The following is a 23,139-nucleotide window of genomic DNA, read 5'->3' as shown; positions in this document are numbered from 1 at the left end:
GCGACAGGAGGGCACACCCATGAGCGCGCCCGCGCGGCCGCCCGGAGGCGGGACTTCCACGGAACACGAGAACCGCATGGTGGCTTGCGTCACGCTGCTGCCCAGCGTGGCCATCCTCGTCCTGCTGGTTGCCGTGCCGGCCGTGACCGTGATCGGATTGAGTTTCAGCGATTCCGGGCTGGGCGACGGCGGCGGGGCCTACGCGGGCCTGCGCAACTATGCCTGGGTTTTCCGTTCAAGTGCCTTCTATCACGCGCTGGTGAACACAGCCATATGGGTCTTCGGCAGCGTCGGCGCGGAGATGGTGCTGGGGCTGGGAGTGGCGCTGCTGTTGAACCGCGCCTTCTTCGGCCGCGGCCTGGCGCGCGCCATCGCTTTCGCGCCCTACCTGATTCCCACGGTCGTCGCCGTGCTGATATGGCGCTACATGTTCCACGACGTGGTCGGCATCCTGAACTACCTGCTGGTCGCCGTGGGGGCCATCGACCAGCCGCTGAACTGGCTGGACAGCCCCTCGATGGCCATGTTCTCCGTCATCGTGGTGGGTGTCTGGAAATTCCTGCCGTTCTCCGTGCTGGCGCTCCTGGCCGTGCTGCAATCCATCCCGCAGGAGCAATACGAAGCGGCGCGCATCGACGGCGCCGGCGACCTGCAGCAGTTCTGGCGCATCACTCTGCCCTATGTGATGCCGGTCTTCCTGCTGACCGCGCTGCTGCGCACCATCTGGACCTTCCACAAGTTCGACATCATTTACCTGATGACGGGCGGCGGCCCCATGGATGCCACCACCACGCTGCCCGTGCTGGTCTACGAGAAGGCTTTCGTCGACGGCGAAATGGGCCGCGCCGCCGCCATGGCTATCGTCACGGCCGTCATCCTGGGCGTGCTGCTGGCCGCCTACTTCATGCTGATCCGGCGCGCGGAGGCGAAACGATGAACGCGGCGGCAAGGCAGTCCTCGCACCGCGCCGGCAACGCCGGGCCACGCGCAACGCGGCCACAGGAGCGCACGACATGAGCATGACGGCCACTTCCGCGGCGCCGGGCCCGCGCCTGCATCCCGATGCCCTGAACGCGCTGAACCTGGCCTCCCGGCGCCTGGTCTTCTGGCTGCTGCTGCTGACCGCCCTGGTGGTTGCGGGCTTTCCGCTCTTCTGGATGATCATCTCGTCGCTGAAGGCCTCGGGCGAGTTCTATCAGGTGCCCCCGACCTTCCTGCCGCGCACCTGGACGCTGCAGAACTATCGGGACCTGTTCGCCCAGACCAGCTTCGGCATGTATTTCCTGAACAGCCTGATCGTGGCCTGCACGACCACCGTCATCTCGCTGGTACTGGGCGCATTGGGCGCATACAGCCTGAGCCGATTCTCCTATCGCGCCGTACGGGTGTTTTCGCGCGTCACGATGCTCAGCTACATGCTGCCCGAAGTACTGGTGGTGCTGCCGCTATACGTGTACGTGGTGGACCTGGGCATGGCCGATACGCTGGCGTCGCTGATCATCGCCAACCTGGCGTTCACGCTGCCGCTGACCCTGTGGTACATGCGCGCCTACTTCAACGCCATTCCCGTGAGCCTGGAGGAAAGCGCCATGGTCGACGGCTGCACGCGGCTGCAGGCGCTGCGCCGCGTGGTGCTGCCGCTGGCCCTGCCCGGCATGGTGTCCACCGGCGTCTTCAGCTTCAACCATGCGTGGAACGAATTCCTGTTCGCGCTGGTGTTCACATCTTCGGAGCGCAACAAGGTGCTGACGCTGGGGCTGGCCACCTGGATAGGCCAGGACAACATCTACTCGTGGGGCATGCTGCTGGCCGCGGCCGTGCTGGTGACCCTGCCGGTGCTGGCCTTCTACGTGCTTGTGCAGCGCAAGCTGACGCTGGGCCTGGCCGAGGGCGCGAACAAGGGCGAGTAAGCACGGCCCGCAAGGGCCATTCCGTATTCCCACATCATGGAGCAAGCCATACCATGCGCATCCACAGCGTACAGGCCATTCCCATCGAGATCCCCCTGGACAAGGACTTCGGCGGCAGCACCTACCACGTGCTGAAGCGCTGCACCGTCATCACCCGCATCCGGACCGAGGACGGCCTGGTCAGCGAGGTCTACAACGGCGACAACCGCGACGAATCCGTCGCCATCGCGCGCATCGTGCAGGACGAGCTGGCGCCGCTGCTGATCGGCGAGGACGCATCCCGCATCGAGTACCTGTGGCGCAAGATGGCCGGCATCACCGGCTGGAATCGCGACCGCAAACTCGCCATGGAGGCCATCGCCTGCGCCGATACCGCCCTGTGGGACCTGTTCGGCAAGGCCTGCGGGGTCAACGTATCCACCCTGCTGGGCGGCAGCCGCACCAGCATGCCCATCATCTCCATCGCCGGCTACTACGAAGCCGGCAAGACGCTGGCCGACCTGTCGCGCGAAATGGAATGGCTGCGCAATGCCGGCATGGCAGGCTGCAAGGTGAAGGTGGGCGGGCTGTCGCCGCGCGAGGATGCCGAGCGCGTGGCGGCCGCGCGCGATGGCGCCGGCAAGGACTTCATCCTGGTGGTCGACGCCAATCGCGGCTGGAGCGTGCCGGACGCCATCCTGTTCTCGCGCCTGATCGAGCACCTGGACATCCAGTGGTTCGAAGAGCCCTGCCACTGGTATGACGACGCCGCCATGATGGCGCGCGTGCGCCAGGCCACGTCCATCCCCGTGAACGCCGGCCAATCCGAATACACCAGCTACGGCGTGCGCCGCCTGCTGCAAGCCGACGCCGTGGACTATGTCAACTTCGATGCCTCCGAAAGCGGCGGCATCACGGAATGGCGGCGCGCCGCGGCCATGTGTTCCGTCTTCAACGTGCGCATGGCCCACCACGAAGAGCCGCACCTGGCGGTGCATATGCTGTCCGGCGTGGCGCACGGCAGCTATGTCGAGTGCTTCGCGGACCCGCGTCGGGACCCCATCTGGGCCCATATGATCCAGAACCGGGCGACCGTCAGCAACGGTATCATCCACGTGCCCCAAGGCCCCGGATTCGGCCTGGTGCTGGACGAAAAACTGGTGAACAAGCACCGCATCGGGTAACGAGGAAGCAGAGCAATGAGCGACGATATCTCCACCGCGAGCAGGGTCGAGGAGCCGGGCATCCGCGCCCTGTACAAGCTGGAAAACCGCTGGCAGGCGTGGCTGGACGTGGAAGGCGCGCTGGCCCGCGCGCAGGCCGAGCTGGGCATCATCCCGGCCGAGGCCGCCGACGCGATCACGCGCGCCTGCAAGCTGGAACTGCTGGACCGCGCGCGCATCGACGAAGCCTTCTCGCGCACGGCGCACACGCTCGTGCCGCTGGTGTGGGAACTGAGCCGCGTGGTGGGCGAACCGCACGGCGGCTGGGTGCATTGGGGCGCCACGACGCAGAACATCACGCAAACCGGCGACCTGCTGGTGCTGCGGCAGGCGCACGATGTTTTCCGCCGCCAGTTGCTGGCGCTGCTCGACGCCATGGCGGACCTGGCCGAGCGCGGCGCCGACATGCCGATCGCCGCGCGTACCCATGGGCAGCATGCGGTGCCGGCCACCTTCGGCTACAAGGTCGCGGTCTGGATCGACGAACTGCTGCGCCACCTGGAACGCCTGGACCAGGCCCGGCCGCGCATGTTCGTGGCGATGCTGGGCGGCGCGGCCGGAACCTATGCATCGCTGGGTGCCCAGGGCCCCGCGGTGCAGGCGGGCGTGGGCAAGCATCTGGGCATGACCCCGATGGCCGTGCCGGCGCGCAGCATCGGCGACCACACCGCCGAAAACGTCTGCCTGCTGGGCATGCTGGCGGCGACCGGCGGCAAGATCGGCCGGGAAATCTATACGCTCATGAAAACCGAATTCGGCGAGGTGGAAGAACCCGTGCCGCCCGGCACCGTGGGCAGTTCGACGATGCCGCAGAAGCGCAATCCCAAGCTGTGCCAGGACATCGTCGCCGCCGCCGCGGAAGTGCGCGCGGCGGTGCCGCTGGCGCTGGAGGCGATGCAGACCGAACACGAGGCCGACCGCACCACCACGCTGATGCGCAATGCCGCCGAAGCCAACGCCTGCATCGCCACGGGCGACATGCTCTCGCGCCTGGTCGCGGTGATGCGGGGGCTGCGCCTGGATCCGCGGCGCATGCGCGCCAACCTGGACCTGGGCGGCGGCCTGATCATGGCCGAGGCCATCATGCTGGAACTGGGTCTGCAATTGGGCCGCCAGCACGCGCACGACGTGGTGTACGACGCCGCGCAGGCCGCCTTCGTCGAAGGCAAACCCTTCCGTCAATTGCTGGCCCAGGACGAGCGCGTGCGCGCGCATCTGGGGCCGGAGGCCGTGGACCGCCTGCTGGACCCTACCGCCTACACCGGCCTGTGCGCCGACATGGCGCGGGAGGCCGCGGCGCGCGTGCGCGCGCTGTCGTCCTTGCGGTAATTTTCAGAATCCGCCAAGCGCGCCCAGCATCTCAAGGAACGCATCGCCTCGAATAAAGAAGGCATCGCTCGCGGCAGGAAGGCGTTGGCTTTCGTGCCGCGGGCGCATTTGCTCGCCCGGCCAGGGCCCGCGGCGTTCAAGCCGGGACGGCGGGCTGGCGCTCCAGCGCCAGCAGCCGCGCCTTGACCTCCAGGCCGCCGGCGAATCCGGTCAGGCTGCCCGACGCGCCGATGACGCGATGGCAGGGCGCGATGATCGAGATCGGATTCCTGCCGTTGGCGGCGCCCACCGCCCGCACGGCTTTCGCATGGCCGATGCGCTCGGCGATGCTGCGATAGCTGCGCGTTTCGCCGTAGGGGATCTCCAGCAGCGCGCCCCAGACCTTCTTCTGGAAATCCGTGCCCGCGAATTCCAAGGGGATATCGAAGCGATCGCGCCGGCCGGCGAAATACTCGCCCAGCTGCCGTTCGACTTCCCGCAGCGTGGGATCGTTGTCGTCTTCGCGCATGTCGCCCAGCCGCACACGGCCCGGCCGGTCGTTCTCCCACAGGACGGCCGACAGGCAGCTTCCCCTGGCGACGACCTTCAGCCTGCCCACCGGCGTCGCGACGGTCTTGAACACATAAGCCATTTCAGTTCTCCATCCAAGGACGGGCCGTGGCGCGGCCCATGGACAAGAGTCTAGGAATCGCGGGGACGGTGCGAACTCCGCTTCTTGCGGCTTCATCGGCAGGAACCAGGCGGCTGTCCGCGGGCCGGCAACGATCCTTGGAGTCCAAGCCCGCAATGTTATCCTTGCACGCGCCATTACAGCGAAAAAACCACTACATGGTCTCCAAGGTAGCCTCTCCGGCCGACACGGGAACGGTCAACCGCGTGCTGCGCATCCTGTCCGCCTTCGCGGCGCGGGACCGCTGGCCGCTGAACGAGCTGGCCCGGGAGCTGGACCTGCCGCGCGGCAGCGTGCATCGCCTGTTGAAGCTGTGCCGCCCGCTGGGCTTCGTCGACCAGGATGCCGAGGGCCTGTACACGCCGGGTATCGAACTTTACCGGGTGGCGGGCAAGCTCAGCGCCGACATGCCCATCAACCGACTCGCGGGTCCGCTGCTGCAAGGCTTGCGCGACGCGACGGATGAAACCGCGATGCTGGTGCTGCTATCCCGCCAGGACCTGCGCATCTTCATGTCGGAGATCGCGTGGCCTTCGCATCCGCTGCGGTACACCGCGCCGCTCAATCAACTGCAGCCGCTCACCTGGGGCGCGGCGGGGCGATCCATCCTGGCCTTCATGCGGCCGGAGGAAATCGAGGAGGCGATAGGCCAGGCCGCGCCGTCGCCACTGAACAGCCGTCCGCTGGATGTCCCGGAACTGCGCAAGACGCTGGAAAAAATACGGCTGCAGGGCTATGCCACCAGCTATGCGGAACGCGCGCCGGACATGCACGGCATCGCGGTGCCGTTCTTCGACCAGGACGGGCAGGTGCGGGGCAATCTGATGCTGACCGTGCCCCACTTCCGCTACGACGAGAAGGACCAGGAGCGCCACCTGGGACTGCTGCGCGAAGCCTCGAACGAATTGATGCGGCGGCTCGGCTGGAAATAGCCGGCGCACGACGCCGCCACGCGGTTCACGCCGGATACGGCATGGGATACGCGGCGAGGCGGCTCAGCCCGCCAGCGTCTTGACTTTCCGCAGGTCGGGAAAAAGGCGCAGCCACAAGGCCACCACCACGATCGTGCTGACTCCCCCGATGACCCCCGCCGCCACCGGGCCGACGAAGCCCGCCAGGGTGCCGGAATAGAATTCGCCAAGCTGGTTGGACGTGCCGACGAACAGCGAATTGACGGCGTTGACGCGCCCCCGCATCTCGTCCGGCGTCAACAGCTGCACAAGGGTGATGCGCACCACCATGCTGATCGTATCGGCCGCGCCCAATACCGCGAGCGCCACGATGGACAGCGTGATATTGCTGGATAGCGCGAAGACGATGGTGGCCAGCCCGAACACCGCCACCGAGGCCAGCATCTTCATGCCTATCCCCGTCTTCAGCGGCACGCGCGCGATGAAGAGGGACATCAGCACCGCGCCCACCGCCGAGGATGAGCGCAGCAGGCCCAGCGCCCACGGCCCGGCCTGCAGGATGTCGCGGGCGAATATCGGCAGCAGGGCCGTCGTGCCGCCCAGCAGGACCGCGAACAGGTCCAGCGAGATGACGCCCAGCATGACCGGACGGTTGAAAATGAAGGACACGCCGGCGAAGGCCGAGCGCAGCGTGACGGGCCCGCGGTTATAGCCGCCGCGCACCGTCTTGATCGACATCACGCAGACGCTGGCCACCACGAACATGACCGACGACAACAGGAAGGGCGCCAGGGGATTGATGCCGTAGGCGACGCCGCCCAGCGCGGGGCCGATGATGGTCGCGGTCTGGAACAACGCCGTCGTGACCGACAGCGCCTGCTGCAGCGCCGACGGCGGCACGATGCTGGGCACCAGCGACTGCATGGTCGGCTGCTCGAAGGACTGCGCCGCCCCCAGGACGACCACGGAAACGAAGATCAGCGGTACGCTCAGGCTGCCGGACCAGATGGCCCAGCTCAAGGCGATGGCCACCACGGCCTTTACGCTCTGCGCGATCAGGGCGATGCGCCGGCGATCGAAGCGGTCCGCCACCTGCCCCACCACCAAGGTCAGCACCACCATCGGCAGGAACTGGCACAGCCCGATCAGGCCCAGGTAGAACGCACTGTGGGTCTGGTCGTACACCAGCCAGCCCAACGCGATCCCGATACCCTGGAAGGCCACCGCGGACAACACGCGCGAGATCGCATAGGGGACATAGTTTTCGCGCCAGGGCACGGTACCCGCGGGCGCTTCATCCGCATTGCCGGCAGCGGCGGCGTCAGGCTTCGTCGACAATCCAGGCTCCTGTCAGTAAGCCACCCCCCGCGCGCAATTTGCGAACGGAAAGGCGTGTGTGGGGCGCATACCGCGCATCCACACTTGAGTAGCGGGCCGAATTGTATGCCAGCCGGGTACGGGAAGCCCCGCGTTGAGCGGCCCTGCCCGGCTCTGTATCCTTGCGGGATGCCAGCACGGGAAACCGCTGGCCGGATACAGGAGTACATCATGTCGACGGAAGGCACAGCGAACAGGAGCAAGGCCCCGCCGCGGTGGCCCATGAACCTGTCTTCCCGCCTGGATTTCGTCACCCTGAAGCTGTTCGTCGCGACGGTGGAGGAGCAAAGCATCGCCAAGGCGGCGCAGCGCGAATTCATCGCGCCGTCAGCCGCCAGCAAGCGCATCGCCGATCTGGAGCATGCCACCCAGGCGCAATTGCTGTCCCGGCACCGCAAGGGGATCAGCCCCACCCCGGCGGGAGAGGCCTTTCTTCAACATGCCCGCGCGATCCTGCGCGACATGGCGCAGCTGGAAGCCCACATCGGGGATTTCTCCGCGGGTGCCCGTGGCCATGTCCGCATCGCCACCAGCGAATCCGCGCTCTACCGCTTCGTCCCGGAGGCGCTCAGTTCCTTCACGCAGCAGTATCCGCAGATACGCATCGACCTGAAAGCGGAAGTCAGCACCGCGGTGATCCCGCTGGTGCAGGAAAACGCCACCGACATCGGCATCTTCTGGGGCAACCTGCCCACGCATGACCTGCATGCGGTGCCCTGCTATTCGGACCGGCTGATGGTCGCCATGCCCTGCGACCACGAACTGGCCCCGCGCGCCTCGGTGCGCTATCACGAAGTGCTGGAATTCGAGATCATCGAGCAGGAGGCCAACAGCTCGATGCAGGCCCTGCTGCTGCGCGAAGCCAACGAACTGGAAATGGTGCTGCGCAGCCGCATCCGCGTGGGCGGCTACGACGCCGCATGCAGCATGACGCTGGCGGGCTTCGGTCTGGCGATCATTCCGGACAGCTTCTCCCAACGCATGCAGTCTGCCATGCGTCTGGCCCTGGTGCCCCTGGACGAGCCCTGGGCAACGCGGCAATACAAGATATGCACCCGGCAGGCGGAACATCTGCCGATGGCCACGCGGCTGCTGATGGAGCACTTCCTGTCGTGCGCGGCGAGCCATGTGGCGTCGCCGGCGCAAGGCTGATTCGCTATTGCGCGTTGGCCCGCAGCGCCGCGGCAACCGCGTCGCCCATGGCCTCCGTACCGACGATTTCCGTCCCGGGCTGGGCGATATCGCGCGTGCGCAATCCGTCCGCCAGCACCTTCCGCACCGCTGCCTCGACACGGTCGGCCGCGCCGGGCTGGTTCAAGCCCTGGCGCAGCATCATCGCGGCGGAGAGTATCGATGCCAGGGGATTGGCGATATCCTGGTTGGCGATGTCCGGCGCGCAGCCATGTACCGGCTCGAACAAGCCCTTGCCTTGCGCATTGATCGAGGCGGAAGGCAGCATGCCCAGTGATCCGGTCAACATGGACGCTTCGTCGGAAAGGATGTCGCCGAACAGATTGCCCGTGACAATGACATCGAATTGACGAGGATCCCGCACCAGCGCCATCGCGGCCGCATCGACATAAAGGTGGGTCAGCTGCACATCCGGATAGCCGACGGCCACTTCGTCGACGACCGTGCGCCACAGCTCCATGGCTTCCAGGACGTTGGCCTTATCCACCGAGCAAAGCTTGTGGTGGCGGCGACGCGCCGTCTGGAACGCGGTATGCGCGACGCGGGCGATCTCCCGTTCATCGTAGTACATCGTATTCGTGCCGACCCGCAGGCCATCGCGCATTTCGATGCCGCGCGGTTCGCCGAAATAAAGATCCGAGGTCAGCTCCCGGATCAAAAGGATATCCAGGCCCTGTACCCACTCGCGCTTGAACGGCGACGCATCCAGCAAGGCATCGAACGTGACGATAGGCCGGTAGTTGGCGTACAGATCCAGCTGCTTGCGCACGGCCAGCAGCGCATCGCCGGGACGCAGGCCGCGTGGCAGCGTTTCGTACTGGAAGCCGCCCTCGGCGCCGAACAGGATGGCGTCGGCGCGTCGGGCCAACGCCAGCGTGGCATCCGGCAGCGGGTGGCCCGTCGCCTCGTACGCGCAGCCGCCGATCAGCGCTTCTTCGCGTTCGAAGCGCAGGCCTTCCGCGGCCAGCACGTCCAGGATCTTGACGGCCTGGCGCGTGACTTCGGGGCCGATGCCGTCTCCGGGGAGGATTGCGATTTTCATGGGTTCAGGAAGTAGGTGAGGATTTGCGCCGGCGATCTTCGAAGCGGTCGATATGCGGGGCCAGCCCCAGGGTAAAGTCGATCTCGTCGATGCCCTGGACCAGGCAGTTCTTGCTGAAGGGATCGATATCGAACGGGACCTGCGTGCCATCGGGCCCGGTCACGACCTGCCCGGGGAGATCCACGGTGAAGAGCGATGCGGGCACGCGCTCGGCGGCCTCGCGCCATACACGTGCGGCATCGTCGGGGATCTCCACCGCGAGCAGCCCGTTCTTGTGGCAATTGATGCGGAAGATGTCGCCGAAGCTGGGCGCCAGGATGGCACGGAAGCCGAAATCGAACAGGGTATAGACCGCATGCTCGCGCGACGAGCCGCAGCCGAAGTTACGGTCCGCCAGCAGGATGGAGGCGCCCCGATGGACGTCCCGGTTCAACACGAAATGCGGAACCTGCCGCCCGTCCGCATCGAAGCGCAGATCGTGAAAGCAGTATCTTCCGTAATCCTCGCGCGGAAGATGCATGAACCTGGCGGGGACGATCTGATCGGTATTGATGTCGCGCCCGGCCATGGGGACGGCCCGTGCGCGCAGGACGTTAAAGGGCTGCATTTTCCAGGTCGTCCCGATAATCCACGATATGCCCGTGCAGCGCGGCCGCGGCCGCCATGCCCGGATTGACCAGATGGGTGCGCACGCCGCGGCCTTGGCGGCCGACGAAGTTGCGATTGGTGGTGGAAACGCAGCGTTCGCCCGGACGGCCGGCATCGCCGTTGATGGCCAGGCACATCGAACAGCCCGGCTGCCCCCACTGCATGCCCGCCCGGAGGAAGATGCCGTCCAGGCCTTCCATTTCGGCCTGCTGCCGGACCTGGCCCGATCCCGGCACCACCAGCGTCGGCACCCGGGCGCGCCGTCCCTGCACGATGCTGGCGGCCAGGCGCAGGTCCTCGATACGGCCGTTCGTGCACGAACCGATGAACACGCGGTCCACGGCCACGCCCAGGACGTCGCTGCCCGGCTGCAAGTCCATATAACGCAGGGCTTCCACGAATCGCGCTCGCGCGTCGCCGGGCTCCACGTCGTCGGCCAGCGGGATGCGCTCGTGCACCGTCACCGCCTGCGCGGGCGACGTCCCCCAGGACACCATGGGCGCCAAGTCCGATACATCGACGGTGATTTCGCGGTCGAAGCAGGCGTCGGCGTCGCTGTGCAGCTGCCCGCTGCGCGCCACCATGGCGTCCCATTCACGGCCCGCCGGCGCGTAGGGACGCCCTTGCAAATAGGCGAGCGTCGTGTCATCCGGCGCCACGAGGCCGGCCCGGGCGCCCGCCTCGATCGACATATTGCAGAGCGTCATGCGCCCTTCCATGGACAAGGCGCGGACCGCCTGCCCCTGGTATTCGATGACGTGCCCGGACGCGCCCGCGCTGCCGATACGCCGGATCACGGCCATGATCATGTCCTTGGCCGTCACGCCAAAGGGCAGGACGCCGTCCAGCCGCACGCGCATGGTGCGAGGCTTGCGCTGCCAGAGTGTCTGCGTGGCCAGCACGTGGGCGACCTCGGAAGCGCCGATGCCCAGCGCGAAGCAGCCCAACGCCCCATGCGTGGCGGTATGGCTGTCGCCGCACACCACCGTCATGCCAGGCAGCGTCAGGCCCTGCTCCGGCCCGACCACGTGGACAATACCCTGCCGCGCATCCCCCAGGCCGAAGTGCATGAACCCCGCCGCCCGGGCTTGGCTGTGCAATTCCTCGATCATGGCGCGCCGCGGGTCGTCCACCACGTCGGCCATGCGCGCGCCCGACGTGGGCGCATAGTGGTCCGGCGACGCGACGATGGTTTCAGGGCGGCGTATCGGAATCCGCCGTCGCCCCAGGGAGCGGAAAGTCTCGATGGGGAGATCGTCACCCACATAGTGCCGGTCTATGTACAGCAGCGTCTGGCCGTCCTCGCGCTCGTGGACGACGTGCGCGTGCCACAGCTTGTCGAACAGCGTAAGGGGTAGCCGGGCATCGGCGGGCATACGGCACCATCTCCTGAGTGTTGCGAGTACGGCGGCCAGTTTAGGCAGGGGTTTGCGGCGCGTAAATTCGTGGATCGGCAAGCCGGCGGCGTCAACGACGATGGATCCCCTGGCATCGTCATTGACGAATCCGGCGTTCCCATCAACGAGTTGTAGCGGCGCGCGCACCCCGGTAATGTTTTGCTCATTCTGGATCGGGAGCCCGGGCGGCGGCAGCATCGTGCCGCCCACACTCACCGGCCAAACAAGGACATGCCAGGGGGAAAAATGGCACGCTCGGACGACGTACTCGTCAGCTTCCGCGCCGTCGACAAGAGCTATGACGGCGAACAGTACGTGGTCAAGGACCTGGATCTGGACATCCGCCGCGGCGAATTCCTGACGCTGCTTGGCCCCTCCGGATCCGGCAAGACCACCTGCCTGATGATGCTGGCCGGCTTCGAATACCCCACGCACGGCGAAATATCGCTGGACGGACGCGTGATCAATCGCATCCCGCCGCACAAGCGCGAGATCGGCGTGGTCTTTCAAAGCTATGCGCTGTTCCCGCATATGACCGTATGGGAGAACGTCGCCTATCCGCTCAGCATCCGCCGCCTCGACAAGGCCGCCATCGCCCGGCGCGTGGACGCCGCCCTGGATATGGTGCGCATGAATGCCTATGCGCAGCGTCGCCCGGCGCAACTGTCCGGCGGGCAGCAGCAACGTATCGCGCTCGCCCGCGCGCTGATCTTCGATCCGCCGCTGGTGCTGATGGACGAACCCCTGGGCGCGCTGGATAAACGCCTGCGTGAGCACATGCAGCTGGAGATCAAGGAACTGCATCGCCGGCTGAACCTGACCGTGGTCTACGTGACGCACGACCAGAGCGAAGCATTGACCCTGTCGGACCGCGTGGCCATCTTCGAGGGCGGCCGCATCCAGCAGATCGACGAAGTCCGCAGCCTGTACGAAACCCCGTCCAACCGCATCGTGGCGAACTTCGTGGGTGACAGCAACCAGTTCTGCGGCGTGGTCACCGGCGGCAACGGCCAGGTATGCGAAGTCGCGCTACCGGACGGCACCCGCATACAGGGCATCGCCGACGCCCCCTTGCCGGCCGGCTCGCCGGCCTACGCCTGCATCCGGCCCGAACGCATCGCCGTGCTGGACGCCGCTGCGCCCGCGGCCAACCGGATCCGGGCACGCGCGATGGGCTTGATCTATCACGGCGACCACTTCCGCCTGCAGTGCACGCTGGGACAGGAGGCGGGCGCGACCTGCTTCATCAAGGTCACGCTGGACGACCCCTGCCTGCGCCACTTCCAGCCCGGCCAGCCTGTCGAACTCGGCTTCGATACGCCGCACGTCCGGATATTCCCCTAGGGCCTGTTAACAGGCCCTGGCACCGCCCTTCGCGAATCGAGGAGATCTCCATGAAGCTGAATACCCAGATCGCCACCGGCCTGCTGGCCGCCATGACCGCCATCACGGCGCATGCGGCCGGCTCGCTCACCGTCGTCAATTACGGCGGCGCCAACGGCGCGGCGCAACGCAAGGCGTTCGTGGAGCCGTTCACCCAATCCGCGGGCATTCCGGTGACGGTGGTCGAATACGCGGGCGAGCAGGCCAAGGTGAAGGCCATGGTGGATGCAGGCCGCGTCACCTGGGACGTCGTCGAAGTCGAATCGGCGGACGTCACGCGCGGCTGCGACCAGGGACTTTACGAGCCGCTGGACTGGAACGCGCTGGGCGGCAAGTCGCGGTACCTGCCGCAGGCGGTGACGGAGTGCGGCGCCGGCTTCTTCGTATGGGCGACCGTCCTGGCCTACAACAAGGGACTGGTCAAGAGCACGCCGAGCGGCTGGCAGGACTTCTGGGACGTCGGCAAATTCCCCGGCAAGCGCGGCCTGCGCAAGAGCGCGCGGGGCACCCTGGAGTTCGCGCTGATGGCCGACGGCGTGGCGCCCAAGGACGTCTATGCCCTGCTGGCAACGCCCGCCGGCGTCGATCGCGCCTTCAAGCAGCTGGACAAACTCAAGCCCTATATCCAGTGGTGGACCGCCGGCGCGCAGGCCGCGCAGATCGTGGCGGCCGGCGACGTGGCCATGACGACCTCCTTCGGCGGGCGTGTACGCACGGCGATGACCGAGGGCGCGAATATCGGCATCGTGTGGCGGCAGACGCTCTCCGACCTCGATTACTGGGTCATTCCCAAGGGCGCGCCCGACAAGGCGCTGGCCCAGAAATACATCGCCTACACGCTACAGGCGGAGCCGCAGAAGACCTTCGTCACCATTTATCCGAACGGGCCGGTCAACCTCGATGCCTTCAAGCAGATGACACCGGAACAACTGGAATCGATGCCCAACGCCCCGGAGAACCTGAAGACCGCGCTGATACAGAACGCGGAATTCTGGAACGAGCACGGCGACGACCTGGACCAGCGCTTTGCCGCCTGGGCCGCGCGATAAGCGCCATGTCCCGCATCGCGACGGCGGCGCCCCGGATGGCGCCACCCGCAACGCTCGACGCGGCGGCGACGCGGTCGATCAAGGCGGCCCTCGCACGCGAAAGCCGGGCTCGCACGGCCATGGCGCTGGCGCTGATCGCGCCGCTGATGCTGTCCATGATCGTGTTCTTCCTATTGCCCATCGGCAAGGTGCTTGCCCTGTCGGTCTGGAGCCCCGAAGTCCGCGATGCGCTGCCGCGCAGCGCGGCCGTCCTGCGCGCCTGGGATCGCGCCGCATTGCCTGACGGCGCTGTCTACGACAGCGTCGCACGCGACCTGGCCGCGGCGGTCGAGGCTCGCGGCGCCCTGGGACGGATGGCGCAGCGCCTGGAATACGAACAGCAGGGCTTCCGCGCCATGCTCAACCGCGGCGCGCGCGCCGCCAGGCAGGCCATCGATGCAGGCAGCCTGTCGCCCGCCACCGCGCGCGCGGTCCTGGCACGGGCGGACAAGCGGTGGGAAGAGCTGGCGTATTGGCAGGTATTGGGGCGCGCGGCCGCGCCATGGACGGCGAATTTCCTGCTGACCGCCGTGGACCTGGAGCAGACGCCCGATGGCGCCATCCGGCGGGCGCCCGCGTCGCATGCCACCTACCTGGCCATCCTTGGCCGCACATTCCAGGTCAGCGCCGTCGTGACGGTGATGTGCCTGCTCCTGGGCTATCCCGTGGCCTATTGGCTGACTACCCTGCCCGCGCGCAGGGCAGGCTGGGTGATGATAGGCATCCTGATCCCTTTCTGGGCATCCCTGCTCGTGCGCATTGCCGCGTGGATGGTGCTGCTGCAGCGGGAAGGCGCCGTCAATAAACTGCTGGGTGCCCTGCACCTCATCAGCGGGCCGCTGGACCTGCTGTTCAACCGGCTGGGCGTCTATATCTCGATGACCCACATCCTGCTGCCGGTCATGATCCTGCCGATCTACAGCGTCATGAAGGACATTTCACCGGCCCACCAGCGCGCGGCGATTTCATTGGGCAGCCATCCCTTTCAGGCATTCTGGCGCGTCTACGTTCCGCAAACCGTCCCCGGCGTGTCCGCGGGCGCCCTCCTGGCCTTCATCATGGCGCTGGGCTATTACATCGCGCCGGCGTTCCTGGGCGGTGCGGGCGACCAGTTCATGAGCTACTACGTCGCCTACTTCACCAATCAGCAAATCAATTGGGGCCTGGCCTGCGCGCTGGGCGCGGTGCTGCTGGCGGCTACCGCCGCATCCTATGGGGCGATCCGTTTGCTCGGCCGCATGGGTCTCTACCTTCGTCGGAGGCGATGACACCCATGCCTCGATTCGCCCCTTATACCTCCCTGGTGGAAAAAACCTGGTACTACGTACTGCGAGGCATCGGGTACGGCGTACTGCTGTTCCTGCTGCTGCCCATACTGGCCATTATTCCCCTGTCCTTCAGCGAAAGCAGTTTCCTGGGCTATCCGGTTACCGGGTTCTCGCTCAAATGGTATGCCGGGCTGTTCGCGTCACCCGACTGGACGGCCGCGATGCGCAACAGCTTCATCATCGCGCCCGCCGCGACGGCGCTCGCGACCGTACTTGGCGTGCCATGCGCGCTGGGCCTGGATCGCGGCGATTTTCCCGGACGCCGCGTGATCATCGCGCTGGTGCTGTCGCCCATCGTGACGCCCATCGTGGTCGTCGCCGTCGGCATGTATTTTTTCTTCGGCGACATTGCGCTGGACGAAACCTATGCCGGACTGATACTGGCCCACGCGCTATTGGGAGCGCCATTCGTGGTCACGACGGTACTGGCGACGCTCAAGGGCTTCGACCAGCGCCTGGCCAAGGCCAGCGCCAGCCTGGGCGCATCGCGCTGGCAGACGCTGCGGCGGATCACGCTGCCGCTCGTGCTACCCGGCATCCTGACCGGCGCGATCTTCGCCTTCGCGGTGTCTTTCGATGAGGTGGTGGTCACGCTGTTCCTTGCCGGGCCGCGACAGACCACGATTCCTCGACAGATGTTCAGCGGCATCCGCGATGACATCAACCCGACGATCCTGGCGCTCTCCACCTTGCTGACCTTGCTGACCACGGCGCTTTTCCTTGCCCTGCAATGGCTGAAGCGGCGGTCCGCGAACAGGGCGATGCCGCTGCCGACGTAGGAACCGCCACCGCTTCCGATCGGGGCGATTGCCGCGATCGATGCGCGTATTCGATCAACAACCCGGCCAGCCGCCGACCTCAGGAGAAAATCAATGCCCCCGACCGACTCACGCGAATCCGATCTGCCGCTGGCGCCATCCCGCCGGCAGGCCCTACGCCGAGCCGGTGGCCTGGCGGCGGCGGCCGCGGCGCTGGCATTGCCCACCTGGACCCACGCGCAATCCGAGGCACCCCTGCGCCTGCTGGTGGCGTACCCTCCCGGCGGCTCCGCCGACATCCTGGCGCGGCTCCTTGCCCAGCACGTGGGCCCGGTGTTGAACCGCTCCGTCATCGTGGACAACCGGCCCGGCGCGGGCGGCATGCTGGGACTCGGCGTCGCCGTGCAATCCCCGCCGGACGGCAACACCATCTTCCTGTGCCCCGTCACCACGCTGACCATCGGCACCCACATGAACAAGGCCTCGCGCAACGACATCGCGCGCGACCTGGAGCCCGTCTCGCTGTTATGCAGCGCGCCGCATGTACTGGTCGTGAACAAGCAGGTACCCGCTCAGGACATGAACGCGTTCGTCGCCTGGCTGAAGAAGAACGGCAAGAGCGTGAACTACGCGTCCGGCTATGGAACCCTATCGCACCTGGAAGGCGTCCTGCTCGGCCAACGGCTGGGCGTGGAACTGACCAACGTCCCGTACAAGGGATCCGCGCAGGCCATGACGGATCTGCTGGCGGGCAGCGTCTCGTTTTTGTTCGATAGCATCCCGTCGGCATTGCCCTTCATCCGCAGCGGGCAGTTGCGGGGACTCGCCGTGGCCTCGTCCCGGCGCGTGCCCGCCTTGCAGGAACTGCCCACGCTGAAAGAAGCGGGGGTACCCGGCTATGACGTCGACAACTGGTTTGGCATCAGCGCGCCCACAAACACACCGCGCGCGGCCATCGCGAAGCTGGATGAGGCGTTCGCCGCGATCATGAAGGACCCGAAGCTGGCCGAGAGCCTGTCACAGAACGGCTACTTGGCCAACTACGCGAACGCGGCGGATATGGGCAAGATCGCGGTGTCGGAAGCCGCCAAGTGGGGCGGGCTTATCCAGTCGGCGGGCATATCCGTTTGAACGCCCGCGCGCACGAAAACACGCGGAATGCAAACGCGGTTGCTCGGCCGTTCTAAGGCGTCGACCGCAATAGCGGGCGCTGGGGAGGATCCGGCACCCAAAAAAGCCGGTTCGCGCGGGACGACATGCCCTCTTGAAAATCACGCCGCCATACCCAACATCCGCCTTGCCGGCCGGCCGCAAGGCCGGTCGGGGATTTGGATCAACGGCGGGCGCCGTCGCGCCGCCGGCGGATGCTTCGCCACTTCAACAGGAGAAGATGATGAGCGTACGTAATCTTGTCCCCGGGAGCCGCGACTCTCAGGCTCCTGCTACGTATCGGCCGGGCGACCCAAATGGGCTGATGTCCCTGCACCGGGAAGTGAACCGGCTGTTCGACGACCTCTTCCGCAACTTCGACATAGGCCTCCCGACCGCACGTGCCTTCTCGCGCTGGCCCAACATCGAAGTCGCGGAGGAAGGCCAGACCGTCCGGGTCACGGCCGAACTGCCGGGAATGGAAGAGAAGGACGTCGAGATCCTGCTCGAAGAGGGCACGCTGACCTTGCGCGGGGAAAAGCGCGCCGAGTCGCGAGACAACGCGCGCCAGTTCTCCGAGCGCTTCTATGGGCGCTTCGAGCGTGTGATCCCCATCGGCCACGACATCGACGAAGGCCAGGTCAAGGCCAGCTTCGAGAACGGCGTGCTGACCGTGACCTTGCCGAAGACCGAAAGCGCACAATCCCGCGTGAAGCGCATTCCGGTCAACGGCTGACGCCGCCGCGGCGGCTTGCGCCGGCCGCGGCCGGCGCAGCCCCGAGGCTGCAACCCAAAGCGCGCGGGCTGGAAAGGGAGCTCGACCATGGCCCAATCGGATAAAGTATTCGCGGGCTCGGTACCCGAGACCTACGACGCCTATCTCGTTCCGCTTATCTTCGAACAGTACGCCGCGGATCTCGCTAATCGCGTGATGGCGCACGCCCCGCGGGCCATCCTGGAAACCGCAGCGGGCAGCGGCGCCGTCGCCCGCGCGCTTGCCCCTCTTCTGCCGCCGGACGCGCGGTATGTCGTGACCGACCTGAACCAGCCGATGCTGGACAGGGCAATCGCGAGACAGGGCACCGACGAACGGATAGTCTGGCAGCAGGCGGATGCGCTGAGCCTGCCCTTTCCTGACGCATCCTTCGACGTCGTGTGTTGCCAGTTCGGCGCCATGTTCTTTCCGGACCGCGTCGCCGCCTATCGCGAAGCGCTGCGGGTACTGAAGCCTGGCGGCACCTTCCTGTTCAGCGTTTGGGATCGCATCGAGGACAACGATTTCGCCCGCGTGGTGACCGATACCCTGGCCACCCTGTTTCCGCTCGATCCGCCGCGCTTCCTGGCCCGCACGCCGCATGGATATCACCGCAAGGCGCAGATCGAAGCGGATGTACAGGCCGCCGGTTTCTCCGACGTTCGTATCGAAACGATATCGCGGGTCAGCGCGACGCCAAGCCCGCGCGTCGCCGCGGTCGCCTTCTGCCAGGGCACGCCGTTACGGGACGAGATCGCGGCGCGCGATACGGCGGCGCTGGAGAAAGCCACCATCCAGGCAGCAGAGGCCATCGCGCGGACCTGCGGTAACGGCGCGGTGTCCGGCAAAACGCAGGCTCACGTCGTTACCGCACGTCCTTGAAGGGCTGCGTCCCTTTCCTGCCGCGGCCATGGGCCTACGGCGACGTCCCGCCGCGGTCAGTTGCCGAAGCTGCGGCGTAGCCGTTCCAATTCAGCCATATTCAAACGTTTCGCTTCCTGCTCGGCATAGTTGCGTTCGCCCGACTCATACGATCCCTCGTAGATGCATTTGCGACGATTCGATGCGCAGGCATCGCCGACCTTCGCGGCGGCGGCGCTGGGACTCTTGCTGGAGGTCGCGCTCTTCGCCGGCGTGCCGGGACTGGGCTTGGTCGAGGAACACCCCGCGACCAAGGCAAGGAATAACAGAACCCCGACGCGGCGGCTCAAGATGTGTGTGGACATGCACCCTACCCCTACAGAAGCGCTGCGGCCATTTCGATGCATAGCCGAAGGCTGATCTGGCCTGCCTCGAAACAGTCTGGAGCGGGTGATGAGACCGTGCCCCCACAAGCTGTTGATGGACGAAGCCTCTTCATCCTATGCAGCGTGGTGATGCGCGCTGCATGCTGGTGCCGATTTTGCCACACGGTCCCGCGCGACATTGAAACTCTTTGCGCCAAACGCGAGGGCGGTGCGCTACTGATGAGTGCCTCGCCGTCGCGTCCGGTAACCGTTTGTTCCTCCGAGCCGCGTGGTCCGGAATGTCAAACCTGCGCCAAGCCACCGTCAACGAAGAGCTCAATGCCCGCGACATAACTGCTGTCCTCGGATGCCAGGAACAGCGCCGCGGATGCCAACTCTTCCGGGCGGCCCACCCGCCCCAACGGCGTGGCGGCGGCGAACTTCGCGCGCAGCGCCTCTGCTTCCGCCGCGGTCGAGACCTGGCTCTCGATGATGGGCGTGTCGATCGCCCCCGGGCTGATCGCGTTGACGCGGATGCCCCTCCCCTTGAGTTCGATGGTCCAGGTTCGCGCCAGCGACCGTACTGCCGCCTTGGCCGCGCTATACGTATCGTGGGCTGGCAAACCCATCACGCCGGCGACGGAGCTCGTCAGAATGACGCTTGCGCCGCCCGTCAATAAAGGAAGGGCCTTCTGGACCGTGAAGATCAGGCCCTTCACGTTCACGTCGAAGGTCTTGGCGTAGTGGTCGGGGGTGATCTGCTCGATCGTCCTGTGCTCGATCGATCCCGAGTTCGCGAACAGGATATCCAACTGCCCCCGTTCGCGGCCGACGACCGAATACAGTCGATCCAGGTCTTCGAGCTGGGTCACGTCGGCCTGGACCGCGGTCACGTTACGGCCGATCCTGGCGACTGCGCGATCCAGTTCGGATTGACGCCGCCCGGCGATAAAGACATATGCGCCTTCATTGACGAAGCGCTCCGCGGTCGCCAGCCCGATTCCACTGCTGCCGCCGGTAATGACGGCCGTCTTGCCTTGTAGCTTGCCCATGATGGGTCCCTCGTTGGGTGAGTCGTGATGCCGCTACGCTCTCACGCCACCGAGGCGTTGGGTAGCCATCCAACGGGGATAGCGCTCATTCCCGCATGGAATGGGCTCTCTCGACCTATCCGTTTCCGGAAGGCAGGGCCAAAAGGTGATTGGAAAACCCGTCCTCCCGCTCGCATCGCCAAGTCGCCCAGAGCTTGCGCTCGGCCGTCGACTCATCGATCTCCAGCGCCAGCCAGTTCCTTGCCGCCATGATGGGCTCGTTATACGCGGGGAACATCAGCATCTCTGCAACGTAAGCGGCATCGATGACTTGCGGCTTTGCCGCCATATTGTTGAGCAGGAGCAGGAAAAGCCGCTCCGCAATGCTGGTCAGGGAGGGATGGACCACAGCTGAAGACGTGAACTGCGGGATCCGTACCGCGGCGGACGTGTCGCCATGCGGGTATGCCACGCCGCTCGCCGCCACATGCACGTCTCCCGAAACCACGGAAACGTGCAGCCCTGTCGACTTCGCGACAGCGGTCAAGACCTCCAACAGCCGTTTGCGCTCGCCTTCGTGATCGTCGTGCGCCCACTGGTCCCTCAGGTCGTCCGCGGCGCTATCCAGGACGCGGTCTTGACCAAAGGTGTCGACCCAGCCTTCCGCCAAGGCGAGCTTCGGATGCACCACCGGTACGGAGGACATGATGATCAGATGGCGACCCGGTTGACCCGATTGGCCTGGCGAATCGGGGCCATCCAGCATCCCCAGCCTGTCCTTGATCCGCGCCCAGGTATTTGCACCCAGCACCTGGGTACGCGAACGCTCGGTGCGCAAATCCGGGACGGCCAGCGCAACGGCGCCGACTTCGTAGAAGGAAGAGAAACCGGGCTGCCCGTACAGTAGCGGCAATGCCAAAGGATCGCCGCGCAGGACGTCCGCCCAGGGGATATCCGCGTACATCGGGTCCTTGGCCGCGAATCCCGGCGGGGTGGCGTCCATCAGGTCCGGCAGGTCGGACAGGACATGCTGCATCTGGAAAACCCAGAATGCCCGCCGGGCGTGGCGAAACAGCGTTTTGAACAGCGGGCTTTGCTGCATCTCGCAGGTGTAGGATCCCCACCCGTCGAAGATGTCGTGGTCGTCCCACATCATGATCGTGGGCGTCCCGGCCATCGCGTCCGCGGCATCGAAAGCGGGGGTGGCACTGCCCCATCCACCCCGGCTGCGAGGCAGCCAGCGTTGCTCATAGAGCGTGAAATAGTAAGCCTCTATAGCGCGGTCCAGCTCGTCGGACACCGGGAAAGAAAGTTGTTCCTGGCGAGATTTCCCCACCCATTCCTGCAGCGCCGGAATGTCGCCCCAGATCGAGTCGAAGTAAATCTGGTCGCCGCCCATCAGAAGCAAGTGGAACCGCTGTACGCCACGATCGTGGACGCGCGTCTCATGCCAGAGTTGCTCTTTATCGAGCAGCTTGTCACCACGGTAGCGACGATCATGGCTGTACAGGAAGTCTTCCCACACCGCGTTCTGGGGCTTGACCACCTTCCGCATCGCGTTCGGATCGGAAAAGCCATTGCAAGATACATAGGCCATGCGCGCGCACTGCGCCCGGCCTGGCACGGTGAACGTCCATTTGGGCCCGTCGGCAAGTCCGTATTCGACTCTGCGTTCGTCGGCTTCTACCGGACACGTCAGGTCATACCGCAGATAGCGCCGGGCACCGTAGGTCAGCAGAATACGCGGCGGCCCCGCATCGCGGCCCTCGATGAGCATGGCGGGCGTAGGCGCCGAGACATCGATGCCGATCAGCGCAGTGACCCTCCAGTGATTGTTGTCCGGACTCAAGCCGCGAAAGGAAAGAAGCGGCCCCAACGTGATAGGCGATTCCAGGGTGACAGCGCTGGCCGGCGCGGCACGGCTCTTTCGTGTTGTCATCGGGAACCCCGCTGTGGATGCTTCGGACGTTGGAAGCGAACCAGTCAACGTACCGCTTCGGCGCGTCTACGCCTATCCGCCAATCGGCCCACCACGCATCCGGCCCCGGGCCCGTCGCCATCTCGATCCAAGCGGTTTGAACCCATGTGCTTGGTACACATGAAAATGGAAAGTCTTGGACCTTCAATTCGTACCATCAATCGTTCAGAATCCAAACAAAAGTCGATATGAAAAGATCCGCCCTGAACATGCATCCGACGCCATGACGCACCGTCGGAGCCTCCCGCCAAAGCTGGAAATATATGAACTTTCGAGCCCGCCATGACAGTCAGCAGGAAAGCGACTGGCAACAGTCACCTGCGATCGGCGACAGGATCGCCGATAAATCGGCACCGCCCGACGAACCTGCTGTTCGCGACTGGATCGGGCCGGCGGCATTCAAGCATTGGGTCGCGCTGCAGGGCTGGATCGACAAATCCTACCCCGGTGTGTTCGTACCAGAGTGGCTTTATGGTGGCAAGAAGCGCGGATGGACCCTGCGCTACAAGAAGACCAAGGCGTTCTGCACCTTGCAGCCGGGGTACCGGCTGCTTTCAGTGCAAGTGGTCCTGGGGCGCGCCGAGCGAGAGAAGTTCGAGGAGCGGCGTTATTTCTGGCGCCCGCAATTGGTCAAGCTCTACGACGAGGCCCACGCATATCCTGACGGGAAATGGCTGGCAGTTCCGATCTCATCCGCAGAGGATCGGCACGAAGTGACCGAGCTCATGAGCATGAAGCGCCCTCCCACTGCCTGATTCACCAGCGTA

At 65.8% G+C, this 23,139-nt stretch carries 21 protein-coding genes and 1 pseudogene; 14 read left to right on the top strand and 8 right to left on the bottom strand.

Going from position 1 to position 23,139, the window contains the following annotated elements; all coding sequences use genetic code 11:
- Window positions 1–19: 19 nt before the first annotated feature.
- The 4 genes from AKI39_RS02090 (at window position 20) to AKI39_RS02075 (ending at window position 4,441) form a co-directional block, all read left to right on the top strand.
- Complete coding sequence (locus AKI39_RS02090; RefSeq protein ID WP_158515142.1) at window positions 20–937, top strand: carbohydrate ABC transporter permease; 918 nt, start codon at window positions 20–22, stop codon at window positions 935–937.
- 82 nt (window positions 938–1,019) lie between these two features.
- Complete coding sequence (locus AKI39_RS02085) at window positions 1,020–1,910, top strand: carbohydrate ABC transporter permease (RefSeq protein WP_158515141.1); 891 nt, start codon at window positions 1,020–1,022, stop codon at window positions 1,908–1,910.
- Window positions 1,911–1,963: 53 nt separating this feature from the next.
- Window positions 1,964–3,073, top strand: a complete 1,110-nt coding sequence (locus AKI39_RS02080; RefSeq protein WP_066631974.1) for a mandelate racemase/muconate lactonizing enzyme family protein — start codon at window positions 1,964–1,966, stop codon at window positions 3,071–3,073.
- Between the two features lie 15 nt (window positions 3,074–3,088).
- Window positions 3,089–4,441, top strand: coding sequence for a class-II fumarase/aspartase family protein (locus AKI39_RS02075; protein ID WP_066631972.1), 1,353 nt, complete (start codon window positions 3,089–3,091; stop codon window positions 4,439–4,441).
- Window positions 4,442–4,601: 160 nt separating this feature from the next.
- On the opposite strand, the pseudogene AKI39_RS02070 reads toward AKI39_RS02075, so the two are convergent.
- Window positions 4,602–5,072: pseudogene (locus tag AKI39_RS02070) on the bottom strand (methylated-DNA--[protein]-cysteine S-methyltransferase); the annotation flags it as partial.
- 197 nt (window positions 5,073–5,269) lie between these two features.
- Here AKI39_RS02070 and AKI39_RS02065 point away from each other — a divergent pair.
- Entirely contained in the window at window positions 5,270–6,043 is a 774-nt protein-coding gene (locus tag AKI39_RS02065; RefSeq protein ID WP_066631968.1) for an IclR family transcriptional regulator, read from the top strand.
- 63 nt (window positions 6,044–6,106) lie between these two features.
- On the opposite strand, the gene AKI39_RS02060 is transcribed toward AKI39_RS02065, so the two are convergent.
- The gene (locus AKI39_RS02060) at window positions 6,107–7,360 is read right to left on the bottom strand and encodes an MFS transporter (protein WP_066631966.1); all 1,254 of its coding nucleotides are present in this window, start codon (window positions 7,358–7,360) and stop codon (window positions 6,107–6,109) included.
- Between the two features lie 261 nt (window positions 7,361–7,621).
- On the opposite strand from AKI39_RS02060, the gene AKI39_RS02055 reads away from it, so the two are divergent.
- Complete coding sequence (locus AKI39_RS02055; protein ID WP_066631964.1) at window positions 7,622–8,551, top strand: LysR substrate-binding domain-containing protein; 930 nt, start codon at window positions 7,622–7,624, stop codon at window positions 8,549–8,551.
- A gap of 4 nt (window positions 8,552–8,555) precedes the next feature.
- On the opposite strand, the gene leuB is transcribed toward AKI39_RS02055, so the two are convergent.
- From leuB to leuC, 3 genes are read right to left on the bottom strand one after another with little or no spacing between them, the layout of a single operon-like run.
- Entirely contained in the window at window positions 8,556–9,632 is a 1,077-nt protein-coding gene (gene leuB / locus AKI39_RS02050; protein ID WP_066631962.1) for a 3-isopropylmalate dehydrogenase, read from the bottom strand.
- A gap of 4 nt (window positions 9,633–9,636) precedes the next feature.
- Window positions 9,637–10,239, bottom strand: a complete 603-nt coding sequence (gene leuD / locus AKI39_RS02045) for a 3-isopropylmalate dehydratase small subunit (RefSeq protein ID WP_066631961.1) — start codon at window positions 10,237–10,239, stop codon at window positions 9,637–9,639.
- Entirely contained in the window at window positions 10,226–11,656 is a 1,431-nt protein-coding gene (gene leuC / locus AKI39_RS02040) for a 3-isopropylmalate dehydratase large subunit (protein ID WP_066631960.1), read from the bottom strand. Before leuC ends, leuD begins: the two co-directional genes overlap by 14 nt.
- Window positions 11,657–11,923: 267 nt before the next feature.
- On the opposite strand from leuC, the gene AKI39_RS02035 reads away from it, so the two are divergent.
- The 7 genes from AKI39_RS02035 (at window position 11,924) to AKI39_RS02005 (ending at window position 19,019) form a co-directional block, all read left to right on the top strand.
- Window positions 11,924–13,021 (top strand): ABC transporter ATP-binding protein, encoded by a 1,098-nt coding sequence (locus AKI39_RS02035; RefSeq protein WP_066631959.1) that lies wholly within the window; start codon window positions 11,924–11,926, stop codon window positions 13,019–13,021.
- A 50-nt stretch (window positions 13,022–13,071) separates the two neighbouring features.
- Window positions 13,072–14,109 (top strand): ABC transporter substrate-binding protein, encoded by a 1,038-nt coding sequence (locus AKI39_RS02030; protein ID WP_066631955.1) that lies wholly within the window; start codon window positions 13,072–13,074, stop codon window positions 14,107–14,109.
- 5 nt (window positions 14,110–14,114) lie between these two features.
- On the top strand, window positions 14,115–15,416 hold the full coding sequence (locus AKI39_RS02025; protein ID WP_083228574.1) for an ABC transporter permease: 1,302 nt from the start codon (window positions 14,115–14,117) through the stop codon (window positions 15,414–15,416).
- Entirely contained in the window at window positions 15,413–16,255 is an 843-nt protein-coding gene (locus AKI39_RS02020) for an ABC transporter permease (RefSeq protein WP_066631952.1), read from the top strand. Before AKI39_RS02025 ends, AKI39_RS02020 begins: the two co-directional genes overlap by 4 nt.
- Window positions 16,256–16,348: 93 nt before the next feature.
- Window positions 16,349–17,365, top strand: coding sequence for a Bug family tripartite tricarboxylate transporter substrate binding protein (locus AKI39_RS02015; RefSeq protein WP_066631951.1), 1,017 nt, complete (start codon window positions 16,349–16,351; stop codon window positions 17,363–17,365).
- A 343-nt stretch (window positions 17,366–17,708) separates the two neighbouring features.
- Entirely contained in the window at window positions 17,709–18,119 is a 411-nt protein-coding gene (locus AKI39_RS02010; protein WP_235610725.1) for an Hsp20/alpha crystallin family protein, read from the top strand.
- 87 nt (window positions 18,120–18,206) lie between these two features.
- The gene (locus AKI39_RS02005; RefSeq protein WP_066631949.1) at window positions 18,207–19,019 is read left to right on the top strand and encodes a class I SAM-dependent methyltransferase; all 813 of its coding nucleotides are present in this window, start codon (window positions 18,207–18,209) and stop codon (window positions 19,017–19,019) included.
- Between the two features lie 56 nt (window positions 19,020–19,075).
- On the opposite strand, the gene AKI39_RS02000 is transcribed toward AKI39_RS02005, so the two are convergent.
- The 3 genes from AKI39_RS02000 to AKI39_RS01990 all read right to left on the bottom strand — a co-directional run bounded on the left by AKI39_RS02000 (window position 19,076) and on the right by AKI39_RS01990 (window position 22,333).
- Entirely contained in the window at window positions 19,076–19,363 is a 288-nt protein-coding gene (locus tag AKI39_RS02000; RefSeq protein ID WP_066631948.1) for a hypothetical protein, read from the bottom strand.
- A gap of 302 nt (window positions 19,364–19,665) precedes the next feature.
- Window positions 19,666–20,415: an SDR family NAD(P)-dependent oxidoreductase gene (locus AKI39_RS01995; RefSeq protein WP_066631946.1), complete on the bottom strand. Its 750-nt coding sequence runs from the start codon at window positions 20,413–20,415 to the stop codon at window positions 19,666–19,668.
- Window positions 20,416–20,530: 115 nt separating this feature from the next.
- Complete coding sequence (locus tag AKI39_RS01990) at window positions 20,531–22,333, bottom strand: alkaline phosphatase family protein (protein ID WP_066631944.1); 1,803 nt, start codon at window positions 22,331–22,333, stop codon at window positions 20,531–20,533.
- Between the two features lie 302 nt (window positions 22,334–22,635).
- Between AKI39_RS01990 and AKI39_RS01985 the strand changes: the two genes are divergently transcribed.
- The gene (locus AKI39_RS01985; protein WP_066631943.1) at window positions 22,636–23,127 is read left to right on the top strand and encodes a DUF3788 domain-containing protein; all 492 of its coding nucleotides are present in this window, start codon (window positions 22,636–22,638) and stop codon (window positions 23,125–23,127) included.
- Window positions 23,128–23,139 lie beyond the last annotated feature (12 nt).

The organism is Bordetella sp. H567 (genome assembly GCF_001704295.1).
Taxonomy (GTDB): domain Bacteria; phylum Pseudomonadota; class Gammaproteobacteria; order Burkholderiales; family Burkholderiaceae_B; genus Bordetella_C.
The sequence above is the reverse complement of the archived record's forward strand: the minus strand, read 5'-3'. Positions and strand labels throughout refer to the sequence as shown.